At 65.2% G+C, this 12,535-nt stretch carries 13 protein-coding genes; 7 read left to right on the top strand and 6 right to left on the bottom strand.

Going from position 1 to position 12,535, the window contains the following annotated elements; all coding sequences use genetic code 11:
- Both SE92_RS17460 and SE92_RS17455 read left to right on the top strand, forming a co-directional pair.
- Positions 1-470, top strand: a 470-nt coding sequence (locus SE92_RS17460; protein WP_283806778.1) for a chemotaxis protein CheB, incomplete at its 5' end; no start/stop codon positions are given.
- Entirely contained in the window at positions 467-1,339 is an 873-nt protein-coding gene (locus tag SE92_RS17455) for a CheR family methyltransferase (protein ID WP_063196920.1), read from the top strand. The genes SE92_RS17460 and SE92_RS17455, both read left to right, overlap by 4 nt.
- Before the next feature lie 169 nt (positions 1,340-1,508).
- On the opposite strand, the gene SE92_RS17450 is transcribed toward SE92_RS17455, so the two are convergent.
- From SE92_RS17450 to ctrA, 4 genes are all read right to left on the bottom strand, one after another.
- Positions 1,509-2,669 carry a glutathionylspermidine synthase family protein gene (locus SE92_RS17450; protein WP_063196918.1) on the bottom strand — a complete coding sequence of 387 codons (1,161 nt, stop codon included), beginning with the start codon at positions 2,667-2,669 and terminating at the stop codon, positions 1,509-1,511.
- Between the two features lie 2 nt (positions 2,670-2,671).
- The gene (locus tag SE92_RS17445) at positions 2,672-3,070 is read right to left on the bottom strand and encodes a hypothetical protein (RefSeq protein WP_063196916.1); all 399 of its coding nucleotides are present in this window, start codon (positions 3,068-3,070) and stop codon (positions 2,672-2,674) included.
- Position 3,071: 1 nt separating this feature from the next.
- Complete coding sequence (locus SE92_RS17440; protein WP_063196914.1) at positions 3,072-3,476, bottom strand: DUF350 domain-containing protein; 405 nt, start codon at positions 3,474-3,476, stop codon at positions 3,072-3,074.
- Between the two features lie 165 nt (positions 3,477-3,641).
- Positions 3,642-4,343, bottom strand: coding sequence for a response regulator transcription factor CtrA (ctrA, locus tag SE92_RS17435; RefSeq protein WP_008138878.1), 702 nt, complete (start codon positions 4,341-4,343; stop codon positions 3,642-3,644).
- 488 nt (positions 4,344-4,831) lie between these two features.
- Between ctrA and fliI the strand changes: the two genes are divergently transcribed.
- From fliI to SE92_RS17410, 5 genes are all read left to right on the top strand, one after another.
- Entirely contained in the window at positions 4,832-6,157 is a 1,326-nt protein-coding gene (gene fliI, locus SE92_RS17430) for a flagellar protein export ATPase FliI (protein ID WP_063196913.1), read from the top strand.
- A gap of 121 nt (positions 6,158-6,278) precedes the next feature.
- Complete coding sequence (gene fliJ / locus SE92_RS17425; protein WP_011084990.1) at positions 6,279-6,698, top strand: flagellar export protein FliJ; 420 nt, start codon at positions 6,279-6,281, stop codon at positions 6,696-6,698.
- Between the two features lie 181 nt (positions 6,699-6,879).
- Positions 6,880-7,425 carry a sigma-70 family RNA polymerase sigma factor gene (locus tag SE92_RS17420; RefSeq protein WP_063196911.1) on the top strand — a complete coding sequence of 182 codons (546 nt, stop codon included), beginning with the start codon at positions 6,880-6,882 and terminating at the stop codon, positions 7,423-7,425.
- A gap of 22 nt (positions 7,426-7,447) precedes the next feature.
- Positions 7,448-8,494, top strand: coding sequence for an anti-sigma factor (locus SE92_RS17415; protein ID WP_063196909.1), 1,047 nt, complete (start codon positions 7,448-7,450; stop codon positions 8,492-8,494).
- Positions 8,495-8,757: 263 nt separating this feature from the next.
- Entirely contained in the window at positions 8,758-9,717 is a 960-nt protein-coding gene (locus tag SE92_RS17410) for a helix-turn-helix transcriptional regulator (protein ID WP_063196908.1), read from the top strand.
- Between the two features lie 1,277 nt (positions 9,718-10,994).
- Here SE92_RS17410 and SE92_RS17400 read toward each other — a convergent pair.
- Positions 10,995-11,198: a hypothetical protein gene (locus tag SE92_RS17400; protein WP_063196906.1), complete on the bottom strand. Its 204-nt coding sequence runs from the start codon at positions 11,196-11,198 to the stop codon at positions 10,995-10,997.
- 294 nt (positions 11,199-11,492) lie between these two features.
- Positions 11,493-12,535, bottom strand: a 1,043-nt coding sequence (locus SE92_RS17395; RefSeq protein WP_198172677.1) for an FHIPEP family type III secretion protein, incomplete at its 5' end; no start/stop codon positions are given.

The raw sequence follows: 12,535 nt of genomic DNA, 5'->3' as shown, positions 1-12,535 counted from the left end.
TGCCGCCGACCTTCACCACCATTCTCGCCGAGCATCTGGCACGTTCGAGCCGCAAGCCCGCGGCCGAGGCCGTCGACGGCGAACCGGTGAGGCCGGGACGGATTTATCTCGCGCCCGGCGGCAAGCACATGCGCGTCGCACGCAGCGGCGCGGAGACCGTGATCGCGCTCGACGACGGCCCCGCCGTCAATTTCTGCAAGCCCGCGGTCGATCCGCTCTTCACCTCCGCCATCGACATCTGGCACGGCAGCATCCTCTCCGTGATCCTGACGGGCATGGGCTCGGACGGCATGCGCGGCGGCAAGGACATCGTCGCCGCCGGCGGCAGCGTCATCGCGCAGGACGAAGCCTCCAGCGTGGTCTGGGGCATGCCGGGCGCGGCGGCCAATGCCGGCATCTGCGCGGCGATCCTGCCGCTCAACCAGATCGGCGCCAAGGTCAACCGCCTGTTCGCGGGAGACCGCTCGTGACGCCCACCGACTACGACTATCTGCGCAAATTCCTGAAGGAGCGCTCCGGCCTCGATCTCTCCCCCGACAAGCAATATCTGGTCGAAAGCCGGCTCTTGCCGCTCGCGCGCAAGGCGAGCCTTCCCGGTATTCCCGATCTCGTGCTGAAGATCAGGAACGGCGACGGCCGGCTTGCGACCGACGTGGTCGAAGCCATGACCACCAACGAGACTTTCTTCTACCGCGACAAGATCCCGTTCGATCACCTACGCGACACCATCTTGCCGGGACTGATCCGCGCGCGCGCGGCGCGCAAGTCGCTTCGCATCTGGTCGGCGGCCTCCTCGACGGGGCAGGAGCCCTATTCGATCGCGATGTGCGTCAAGGAGATGGGCGCGGCGCTGGCCGGCTGGCGTATCGAGATCGTCGCCACCGACCTGTCGCAGGAGGTGCTGGAGAAGTCGAAGGCCGGAATCTACAGCCAGTTCGAGGTGCAGCGCGGCCTGCCGATCCAGCACCTGATGAAGTATTTCACGCAAGCCGGCGAAGTCTGGCAGCTCAATGCCGACGTTCGCGCGATGGTGCAATTCCGTCAGCTCAACCTGCTGCAGGACTTCTCCCATCTCGGCACCTTCGACGTGATCTTCTGCCGCAACGTGCTGATCTATTTCGACCAGGACACCAAGGCGGTGATTTTCGAGCGGATGGCAAAGGCCCTGGAGGCCGACGGCACGCTGCTGCTGGGCGCCGCCGAATCCGTCGTCGGCATCACCGACGCGTTCCGTCCCATCGCGGACCGCCGCGGTCTCTACCAGCTCAACCCCACGCGCTCCGGCCGCCCCATGGGCGGATTGATGCCGCCGTCGTTGAAGATCGCCGCGGCGAAGTGATTGTTCTTCCTTCTCCCCTTGCGGGAGAAGGTGGCGCGAAGCGCCGGATGAGGGGTTGCTTCAGCAAACTCGAATCCTGAGAGGTCTGCTCGTGGAGAGAGACCCCTCACCCGTCTCGCCGCTTCGCGGCGAGCCAGCCTTTCCCGCAAGGGGAGAGGGAAAGAAGGCCTCACAAAATCGCATGCGGCAGAAACCGCGAGCGGTTGCCCGTGATCGGGCTCTCGTCCTCGCGGATCGACAATCCGCACGGCTCGTGGTTCACCAGCCAGCTTCCCACCACCACGTAGTTGCCGGAGAAATTCGGCAACGGTGACAGCGCCTGCCGCACGAAGCCTTCGGCGCCGTAGGGGCCCGCCTGCTCGTCGAGCGGCATCCCGCCTGATACGATCGTGACATTGGCGCCTTCGCGCGACAGCAGCGGCTTGCGCACATAGGAGCTGCCGAGCTCGGCGGCGCGCGGGTCGTCCTCGAAGAACGCCGGCAGCAGATGGGGATGGTTCGGAAACATCTCCCAGAGCAGCGGCAGGATACCCTTGTTGGAGAGCACCGCCTTCCACGGCGGCTCGATCCAGCGTGTCGGCGCGCTCCTCAGCTTGGCGCCGAAGGCGTCGTGGAACATCCACTCCCAGGGATAGAGCTTGAAGGCCAGCGCGATGTCGTTCTCGTCGAGATCGACGAAGCCGCCCGGCTCGTCGCGCCAGCCGACCTGCGCGATATCGAGCAGCCTGGTCGATAGCCCGGCCTGGCGCGCGGTGTCTTCGAGATAGGCGAGCGTGCCGGCGTCCTCGGCGTTATCGGTGCTGCCGGTGAGATGGACGTGGCCGCCGCCGACGATCTCCTTCCAGGCCGCGATCAGCCGCTCGTGGATGGAGTTGAACTGATCGGCGCGCGAGGGAATGACGCGGCGTTCGATCGCCTGTTCGAGCCAGCTCCATTGGAACACGGCCGCCTCGAACAGCGAGGTCGGCGTATCCGCGTTGTATTCGAGCAGCTTTGCCGGCGACTTGCCGTCGTAGCTGAGATCGAGCCGGCCATAGAGGCTGCGGTCGCCGCGCTGCCAGCTCTCGGCGATCAGGCTCCAGAACGCTTCCGGAATCTGCAAGCGCCGCAAGTAGCGCTCGTCGCCAATGACACGGCCGACAAGCTCCAGGCACATCGCCTCGATCTCGCCTGAGGGCGTCTCGATGCCGCGCTCGATCTCGTCGAGCGTGAAGCCGTAATAGGCGCGCTCGTCCCAATAGCGTTCGCCGTCGATGGTGTGGAATGCGAAGCCGCATTGCGCCGCGGTCTCGCGCCAGTCGTCGCGCTCCAGACAATTGATGCGCTGCATGGTCAGCCGCCGCCCGAGAAGCCATGACCGAACGAGCCGAAGCCGCCGCGGCTGACGCTGCTGTGGCCGGAATCGGACGAGGTGCCGGATGAGGAATGGCTCGATGAATCGCTGCTGAAGAAGCTGGATCGTGACGACCAGCGCGAGCTGCTGCCGCCGGACGAACCGCTGCCGCTGCTCGTGCAGCTCGTCGTCGTCTGTCCCGGCACGGCGCCGGGCGCGGGCTCGCAGGTCTGCCGCGGCATCAAGGTGTAGGCGGTGGTGCCGACCGCGAGCGTGCCCATCACCAGCAGGGCGACATGGCCGGAGCGTTTCACCGGCTCTTTGGCCGGCAGCGGCAATGGCTCCGGCAGACGGACCCGGCGTTTGCCGAACTCCTTGTTGGGCGGGTTGTCGGCCATGTCAGTAGATCATGCAGGCGGCGTTGAGCAGGCCCGCCGCGAGCGAGGACAGCCCGAGCCAGATCGCCGGCGCAAGCTCGCCGGCCGAGATCCGGGCCGACAGGTTCGGTACCGGGACCTTGACGAGAAAGAACACGATGACCTGCACGACCAGCGCGATCGTCGCCCAGATCAGGCAGTCCAGCACATTGGCCGAATGCGCGATCGCGCTGACCAGCGGTGCGACGAAGCCGAGCAGGCTGAGCCCGAGCGCGATCGCCGCGGCCGGCTCGTTGTCGCGGATCAGCTGGAATTCGTTATGCGCGGTGATGCGGGTGTAGACGAACAGATAGGCCACGATCGCGAGCAGCCCGGTGCAGAAATACACCAGGAAGGCGGGCAGGCCGGCCAGTGATTGCAGGATCATCGTTCCCCCATCGTGCAGCGACCATTCGTCGGCGGGGGAAGGGTAGCGGTTCAAAGGTTAAACCGGGGATGAAGCGATCCCCCCAAAAACAAAACCCCGCCATTTGCGGCGGGGTCCAGGCTGGGAGGAGCGAGCCGGGAGGCTCGCGACGTAAACGAAAGAAGATCAGGCGGGAATGCGCTCTTCGTGCTCGTGCGGCTCGCGCAGCACGTAGCCGCGGCCCCACACGGTCTCGATGAAATTGCGGCCCTCGGAGGCGTTGGCCAGCTTCTTGCGCAGCTTGCAGATGAAGACGTCGATGATCTTCAGCTCGGGCTCGTCCATGCCGCCATAGAGGTGGTTGAGGAACATTTCCTTGGTGAGGGTCGTGCCCTTGCGGAGCGAGAGCAGCTCCAGCATCTGATATTCCTTGCCGGTCAGATGCACGCGCTGGCCGCCGACTTCCACCGTCTTGGTGTCGAGGTTGACGACGAGGTCGCCGGTCTGGATGACCGACTGGGCATGGCCCTTGGAGCGGCGCACGATCGCGTGGATGCGGGCCACCAGCTCGTCCTTGTGGAAGGGCTTGGTCATGTAGTCGTCGGCGCCGACGCCGAGACCCTTGACCTTGTCCTCGATGCCGGCGAGGCCGGAGAGGATCAGGATCGGTGTCTTGATCTTGGAGACCCGAAGCTGCTTGAGCACGTCGTAGCCGGACATGTCGGGCAGGTTGAGGTCGAGAAGGATAATGTCGTAATCGTATAATTTACCGAGATCGACGCCTTCTTCCCCCAAATCGGTCGTGTAGACGTTGAAGCTCTCAGACTTCAACATCAGCTCGATCGACTGCGCGACGGCGCTGTCATCTTCAATCAGCAAAACGCGCATGCCAGTTCCCCATAGTCGCCGCTCCTGGGCGTCAGGTCGGCCGCATTCGCGGCACTCAACAAAACGCCTTTGAACAACTGATTCGGATCCTGACAACAGATGGTTAACAAATCCTGATTCTGGAACGCAAGTCCCCCGGGTGCAATTTTTCTCGAATCGCCCTAAGGTCTTGCGCAGGAAGCAGCTTTCGTCACCCAGCTCCGTTCAAGTTCCACTTTAAGAGACGGGCCTAACCGACTCCCGCGACTCAGCCTTCTTCTGAAGGGGAGTCGCGCTCAGTCACAAAGACAGTGACGCAATGATTAATGATGCGGGTAAACACGAAGTTAAGCTCCGTTCAGAAATATGGCGAAACTTAAGGTTTTCCCCGTGAAGACCCGGATCGCCAACGTCAGCTGTCGAGACGACCTATCCAGGCGAACACCTTATGAAGGCCTCTCGTGAAGGCGCGCGCATGAAAGCTCTCTTCTCATGAAGGCTCACGTCTCATGAAGGCTCTTGCCGAACAGATCGGCGACATCGACGGCGTCAATATTTATGGCCGCGTGGTCGGCGTGCGCGGCCTGATGGTCGAGGTGGCCGGTCCCATTCACGCGATGTCGGTCGGCGCGCGGCTGGTGATCGAGACCGGTGCCAACCGTTCGATCCCCTGCGAGGTCATCGGCTTCTCCGGCAACAATGCGGTCGTGATGCCGTTCGCCGGCCTCGACGGCGTGCGCCGCGGCTGCAAAGCCGTCATCGCCAACGCCGCCAATCAAGTGCGGCCGTCCGCGGCCTGGCTCGGCCGCGTCGTCAATGCGCTGGGCGAGCCGATCGACGGCAAGGGGCCGTTGCCGCAAGGCTCCTCGCCGATGCCGTTCCGCAATACGCCGCCGCCGGCGCATTCGCGCAAGCGCGTCGGCGCCCCGCTCGATCTCGGCGTGCGCGCGATGAACACCTTCCTCACCTGCTGCCGCGGCCAGCGCATGGGCATCTTCGCAGGCTCCGGTGTCGGCAAATCGGTGCTGCTGTCGATGCTGGCGCGCAACGTCGATGCCGCCGTCAGCGTCATCGGGCTGATCGGCGAACGCGGCCGCGAGGTGCAGGAGTTCCTGCAGGACGACCTCGGCGAAGAGGGCCTCGCGCGCTCCGTCGTCGTGGTCGCAACCTCGGACGAGCCGGCGCTGATGCGCCGACAGGCGGCGTATCTCACGCTCGCGGTCGCCGAATATTTCCGCGACGAGGACCAGGACGTGCTCTGCCTGATGGATTCGGTGACGCGCTTTGCCATGGCCCAGCGCGAGATCGGCCTGTCCGCCGGCGAGCCGCCGACCGCCAAGGGCTACACGCCGACCGTGTTCACCGAGCTGCCGAAACTGCTCGAGCGCGCCGGTCCGGGCTTAGGGGAGGGCGCCATCACCGCGATCTTCACGGTGCTGGTCGACGGCGACGATCACAACGAGCCGATCGCGGACGCGGTTCGCGGCATCCTGGACGGCCACATCGTGATGCAGCGCTCGATCGCCGAGCGCGGCCGCTACCCCGCGATCAACATCCTCAAATCCGTCTCCCGCACCATGCCGAAATCGGCCGATCCGGAGTTCTGGCCCGTCATCCAGAAGGCGCGGGCGGTGATGGCGACCTATGCCGACATGGAGGAATTGATCCGTCTCGGCGCCTACCGGGCCGGCTCCAGCCCCGAGGTCGACGAGGCGATCCGCCTGCACGAGCCGCTGGAGGCCTTCCTGCGCCAGCGCAAGGACGAAAATGCGTCACTGGCAGACGGCTACCGCCAGTTGGCTCACATCCTCGGCAATTTGGAAACGGAACGCTAACTTTGTCCCGTCATCATCCGATCCCACAGAGTAGCAGAGCCGGTCTGGGCCCCCATCGGGCCCTTGGGGTGACCGGTATCGTCCCACGTGCAGCGGGGGGACTTCTGGGGAGTACGAGTCGATGAAGTCACGAGATACCCTCATCCGCCTGAAGAAGTTTCAGGTCGACGAGAAGCGCCGCCGGGTCACCCAGATCGAGACCATGATCGCCGATTTCCAGCGGATGTCGGTGGATCTCGAGCGCGAGATCCAGACCGAGCAGGAGCGCGCCGGGATCAACGATCCCTCGCACTTCGCCTATCCCACCTACGCCAAGGCGGCGATCCAGCGCCGTGAGAACCTGACCCGCTCGGCGGACGAGCTCAAGGGCCAGCTCGATGAAGCCAAGGCCGCTTTGGCCGAAGCCTTCGAGGAGCTCAAGAAGGTCGAGCTCCTGGACGAGCGCGACCAGGCCCGCGAACGCGCCGAAGAGAACGCCCGCGAGCAGGCCGACCTCGACAGCATCGGCCTGATGCGCGCCCGCATCGGCGCCGTCGCCTAACGGCGCCAGCAAGTCCGACCACCGAAAAATCCGCAAAACCCGGGCCCGCAAGGTCCGGGTTTTCGTATCTGCTGTCCACAGTGTGGCGCCGCGCCCCTTGGTGGTCGGCTTTGTCGCGCGCTATGGTGGTGCGGTGCCCGGGCTTTCGCGGAACGCGACGGGCCGCGTGTCGGGGGGCTGAATGCTGACGCCAGCAGAGCTGGTCGGGTTGATCGAGGCGGTGGCGAAGGGCGATCAGGCCGCGTTCGAGCGCCTCTACGCCGCCACGCGCGCGAAACTCTTTGGCGTCGTGCTCCGTATCTTGCGCCGACAGGATCTCGCAGAGGAGGTCATTCAGGAGACCTACGTCAAGATCTGGAACAGCGCGGGCCGGTTCGACCCGGCGCTCTCGTCGCCAATCACGTGGATGGCCTCGATTGCGCGCAACCGTGCGATCGACATCGTGCGCAAGAAGTCGGAGGTCTCCATCGAGGAAGAGCCCCAGGCGATGGAGGTCGCGGCCGACAGCCCAGACCCGCTGGCGCGCCGGGAGATGACCGAAGAGTTGAAGCGCCTGCTCGAATGCATCGGCCGGCTCGAGCCGGACCGTCAGCGGCTCGTGCTTCTCGCCTATTACAACGGCTGGAGCCGCGAGCAATTGGCGGAGAAATTCGCAGCGCCCGTCAACACGGTGAAGACGTGGCTGCGGCGCAGCATGTTGGATATTCGGGAGTGTCTCGGACTATGAGGATGGTTTTGGACCGCAATTGATGGCCTATTCGGAGGACCATATCGCGCTCGCCGCGGAATACGCGCTCGGCACCCTCGATGCCGACGAGCGCGCGCAGGTCGAGACGATGATGGCGGTGGACGAGGCGTTCGCCGGCATCGTGCAGGCCTGGGCCTTCCGGCTCGGCGCGCTCAACCAGATGGTCGGTTCGGTCGAGCCGCGTCCGATCGTGTGGGAGAACATCAAATCCGAGATCGCGCGCACGGCGCTCGCGCAGCAGCCGCCTGGTCTCGCCGACATCGCGCCGCCGCCCATCCCGCCCGTCGAAGCCGCGCGGCTGGACGCGCCGTCAGACCAGACACCGCAACCGCCGCCGCCTCCCGAAGCAGGACCGCCCGAGCCGGTGCACGCCGGATCCGATGCGATAGGCGACGTCGCGCCGGTCTTCATGCCGCAGGTCCATGCGCCCGATCCTCAGGTCGTGCGGCTACCGCCTGCGCCTGTTGTCGACGACAGCAATTTGATCCGTCTCGAGAGCCGCGTGAAGCGCTGGCGCGGAATCGCATCGGCCGCCGGCGCGCTTGCGGCCGCGCTGCTCGTCACGCTGTCGCTTCAGCTCTTCCTGCCCGACGCGCTGCCGGGGCCTTTGCGTCCCACGCCGCGCATACAGACGGTGGAAGTGAAGACGCCGGCCGTCCCGCTCGCCGCTTCGGCGCAATATGTCGCGCTGCTGCAGGGCCAGGCTGGCGGCCCCGCCTTCATCCTCACCATCGACGGCGCGACGCGGAATTTCACGGTGCGCAAGGTCGGCGCGACGCCGGAGCCCGGCAAGAGCTTCGAGCTCTGGCTGATCTCCGACAAGCTGCCGCGCCCGCGCTCGCTCGGCGTGATCAACGCCGGCGACTTCACCGCGCGTCCGCTGCTCGCCTCCTATGATGCGGAGGTCGTCAACGGCGCGACCTACGCCGTCACCGTCGAGCAGGCCGGCGGCTCGCCGAGCGGCCAGCCGACCTCGTCCCCGGTCTTCTCCGGCAAGCTGATCGAGACCGTTCCGCCCTCCCAGCCGCAGGCGCCCGCGAAGAAGTAGGGCCGTAGCCCGGATGGAGCGCAAGCGTAATCCGGGACCACCGTTCCCGCATTCCGCGGAGCCTGTCATCGGGCCGCGCCGACCCGTTGGCTCCATGCGGGCTACACGAACCTGTCGCCACGGTCCGTCCCGCCGTCGCTTCCCGACAAGTCCCCCTGAATCGGCCCCCGATTTGAACCTCGCCGCAATTCGCGGCGTCAAATCCCCGGAATTTGCAAGTCGGCGCCGCCGATCGTGACGCCGAAAGAGGGGCTAGACATCAGATGGATGCAGCGAAAACGCCGGGCATCTTCGTTCACCAATACACCGGCCTGCCGCACGGCCCGGCATTCGAGCAATGGCGCGAGCGGGCCTTCGGCCCGTGCGGGCTCGATATCGCGCCGAGCCATGGCGACAGCATCGATTGCCGGCTCCAGATCAGTGTGGTCGACAACATCACGCTCGCCATTCCCGAAGGCGCCTCCGCGCAATATTCCCGCACCCAGAGCCACCTCGCCGACGGCAGCGACGATCTCGTCCTGATCGCCGCGCATGCGGGCCTCGTCCGCGTCGGTCAGAACGGCCACACCGTCGAGCTTGCGCCCGCCGAAATGGTGCTCGTCGACATGAGCATCACCGGCACCGTCGGCCACACCGACGATGATCGCTTCACCACCATCCGCATGCCGCGCCGCGCGCTGCTCGAGATCAATCCGCGCGCCGAGGACAAGCTGTCGCAAGTGCTCTCGGACGGCGCGGTCGCCGAGACCATCTTCCGGTACCATGCGCTTGCCGCCAACCACGCGCCGCATCTGGACGCGGTGGGCCAGCGCCTGACCGCGCAGCACATGGTCGATCTCGTCGGCCTGCTGCTCGGCACCGATGCCGAGCATGCCAGCCTTGCCCGCGGCCGCGGCCATGCGGCGGCGCGCCTCGACCTCATGCGCGCCGACGTGATGTCCGCGCTCGGCCGCAACGATCTCTGCCTGTCCGAGATCGCGACGCGCTCGGGCCTCAGCCCGCGCCAGGCGCAGCGCCTGTTCGAGCAGGCCGGCACCACGTTCACCGAATTCGTGCTGGAGCAGCGCCTCTTGCAGGCGCGCAAGCTGCTCGGCGATCCCCGCGCCAGGGCGCGCAAGATCAGCGACATCGCGCATTCCTCGGGCTTTTCCGATTTGTCCTATTTCAACCGCGCCTTCCGCAAGCGCTTTGGCGCGACACCGTCGGAACTGCGCGAGGCGTGAGCGGGCGAGTTCTGCGCGCGTAGCCGGATGAAGCGCAGCGCAATCCGGGACCTTTGTGCGTCTGAGCGAGACTCCCGGATTACGCAAGCGCTCCATCCGGGCTACGAGACCACAATCTTTTGTGTTGCCCGACGGGCAAAACACGCGAGCGGTAGGTCAACGCGCGCCGCCAAAAATATTCCACTTTACCGAATTTCGGAATTGACGTATGTGTCGTGGCAACCCGGCCCAAGGACAAGGGGCGTATCGCGATCGTCACGAACGCGGACCGGGTGGCGGTGGACGCAGATCGCATCGGCGCGAAGGGTTTGCAGGGCGGGCAACCGTGAGCAGAGTGCCTCGCGCACACGACCGGTGTGATCGGCGTACGGCAAAATCGTGTGGTCCTGGCGCCCGCGGTCTGGCGTCAAGTCTTGTGGTGATGTGGAGGGCCCAACCGGGCGCACGCATCAATCATCCGCAGGGCGACGGGGCAATAGTGCAACGCTCCCGGGGAGAGCACGACATAAGCCGTCAAACCACTGCGCAGGGAAGGCCGGGATGTCTCCGGTTGCCCTGTTCTCCGCTATGCGCAGCACACGCAGTCTGCCTCTTGCATAGCGGTCCACGGGAGCCAACCGGCTCCCGGCCTTCCCTGCGCCCTTGTTCAATCGAGGGCAAGGCAACGAAGCAAAGCTCGGGCGAGATGAGCCGCGAGAATGCGAAGGCGTGTCTGCAAGCAATATGTCTGCAAGCCAAATGCGAGCTGGAAAATGCGCTGCTGCGCCTTGCTCCGTCATTGCGAGGGGCCCTTGCCACGAAACAATCCCAGACTGCCGCCGCGGAGCGATTCCTGGATTGCTTCCGCCTTCGCTAAAAGGCTTCGGCGGACAAGTCGCTGCGCTAATGACGATGTCGAACCAGGTGGGCCCACACTCCCCGCTCTCGTGCCCCGGACGCAGCGCAGCGTCCCCCCGGCGATGCGAAGCATCGTCCGGTTCGACGGTGCGCTGCAGAGCCGGGGCCCATCTGGCAGCGAACCGTGCGGCCCGCGGGTCCCGGCTCTGCGCAGCAACGCGAAGGGCGTTGCAGCGCGTCCGGGACACGAGAGGCACGCTCACAATGATGGGGTTAAGAGCTGCGCAACTGAAATGGATCGCACCCCCAGACATGAGAAAGCGCCCGTGGGGGGCGGGCGCTTTCTGTAGTCGACTTGGGGTTGGGGTCGTCTACATATCCACGTGGCGACTTTGGGGGGCTGGTAAAGAGCCGCGTGAATTCAAAAAACTCGTGTCTCCTCAGCGAACGAGCGACGTGTTCGCGCTGGTGATGGTGACCGGCTTGCCGGCCTTCATGACGCGTGCGGTCTGGGTGAGGCCTTCGTCCGAACTCGGCGCGCGTGCGGTGATGCCAAGGCCCGCAACCGCGATACCGGCAACAAGCGCCACGACCACGATCTTCAAATGGGTCGAGCGATCTGCGCTGTAAATCGAGTGGTTCATGGAAGGCTCCTGCCGCCATCTACCCGAAGTAGTCGCCTGCGTATTTGGGCAGGTTCATGCTTCCGATGCCCAACAACCTAGTATTGGGGGGATTCGTTCCCAAGAGGCCATCACAAGAGCGTGAATGGACGTGAAAGATCGCGATCAAAAGCGACCCCGCATCGTGCATTCTTATAATTATTTCAAAGCTGTAATGTGCCTGTCAGCGGGCTTATGGGCATCTGGCCGACAAGGCGCCAGGAACTCAAAAACCATTTGCCTGTGGCCGAAAAACACACGGCTTCTTAAGGCAAATCAGATGCTTCCGACCGTTTTGAGCCTCGCCCTGGGGTGGATTTCAGCCTGCGACAGCACCGTGGTCTGGGCCCGGAACCGCTCCACCAGGGACCGCACGAAGGGACGAATTGCCGCAGAGGTGACCAGCACCGGCGCCTCGCCCTCGCGCGCGGCGCGCTCGAACGCCTCGCGCACGGCGGTCATGAACTCCGACAGCTTCGAGGGCTGCATTGCCAGGCTGCGCTCCTCGCCCTGTCCGATAATGGATTCGGCAAAGGCCTGTTCCCATTTCGCCGACAGCGCGATCAGCGGCAGATAGCCGGCATAGGAGGTGTTTTGCGCGCAGATCTGGCGGGCGAGGCGGGCGCGGACGTGCTCGACCATGGTCGCCGGATTGCGCGAGAAGGCGAGCGAGTCCGCGATGCCTTCGAGGATGGTCGAGAGGTCGCGGATCGAGATGCGCTCGGCGAGCAGCAGCTGCAGCACGCGCTGGATGCCGGAGACGGTGACCTGTCCGGGGACGATGTCCTTGACCAGCTCGCTTTGCTCCTTCGGCAGCTCCTTGAGCAGTTTCTGCACCTCGCCATAGGAGAGCAGGTCCGACATGTTGGCCTTGAGCAGCTCGGTGAGGTGGGTCGAGAGCACGGTCGCGGCGTCCACCACGGTGTAGCCCTTGAGCGAGGCCTCCTCCTTGAGGCTGGCATCGACCCAGGTCGCGGGCAGGCCGAAGGTCGGCTCGGTGGTGTGGATGCCGGGCACCTGCACCTGGCTGCCGCCGGGATCCATGACCATGAACTGGTTCGGCCAGATCTTGCCGGTGCCGGCGTCGACCTCCTTGATCTTGATGATGTAGGTGTTGGCCTCGAGCTGGACGTTGTCGAGGATGCGCACCGCCGGCATGACAAAACCCATCTCGATCGCGAGCGAGCGGCGCAGCGCCTTGATCTGCTCGGTGAGGCGGTCGGTGCCGTCGGGGCCGTTGACCAGCGGCAGCAGCGCATAGCCGAGCTCGATCTTGAGGTCGTCGATCTTGAGCGCGGCGGAGATCGGCTCTTCGGCCG

The organism is Bradyrhizobium sp. AT1, assembly GCF_001590795.1.
Taxonomy (GTDB): Bacteria; Pseudomonadota; Alphaproteobacteria; order Rhizobiales; family Xanthobacteraceae; genus Bradyrhizobium.
Note: the sequence above shows the minus strand (reverse complement) of the source record. Positions and strands in the feature narration are given on the sequence as shown.

Coding starts and splice junctions, on each gene's coding strand:
- ctrA (WP_008138878.1), bottom strand. CDS start 4,343: ATGCGCGTTTTGCTGATTGAAGATGACAGCGCCGTCGCGCAGTCGATC.
- fliJ (WP_011084990.1), top strand. CDS start 6,279: ATGAAGTCACGAGATACCCTCATCCGCCTGAAGAAGTTTCAGGTCGAC.
- fliI (WP_063196913.1), top strand. CDS start 4,832: ATGAAGGCTCTTGCCGAACAGATCGGCGACATCGACGGCGTCAATATT.
- SE92_RS17400 (WP_063196906.1), bottom strand. CDS start 11,198: ATGAACCACTCGATTTACAGCGCAGATCGCTCGACCCATTTGAAGATC.
- SE92_RS17415 (WP_063196909.1), top strand. CDS start 7,448: ATGGCCTATTCGGAGGACCATATCGCGCTCGCCGCGGAATACGCGCTC.
- SE92_RS17440 (WP_063196914.1), bottom strand. CDS start 3,476: ATGATCCTGCAATCACTGGCCGGCCTGCCCGCCTTCCTGGTGTATTTC.
- SE92_RS17420 (WP_063196911.1), top strand. CDS start 6,880: ATGCTGACGCCAGCAGAGCTGGTCGGGTTGATCGAGGCGGTGGCGAAG.
- SE92_RS17410 (WP_063196908.1), top strand. CDS start 8,758: ATGGATGCAGCGAAAACGCCGGGCATCTTCGTTCACCAATACACCGGC.
- SE92_RS17445 (WP_063196916.1), bottom strand. CDS start 3,070: ATGGCCGACAACCCGCCCAACAAGGAGTTCGGCAAACGCCGGGTCCGT.
- SE92_RS17450 (WP_063196918.1), bottom strand. CDS start 2,669: ATGCAGCGCATCAATTGTCTGGAGCGCGACGACTGGCGCGAGACCGCG.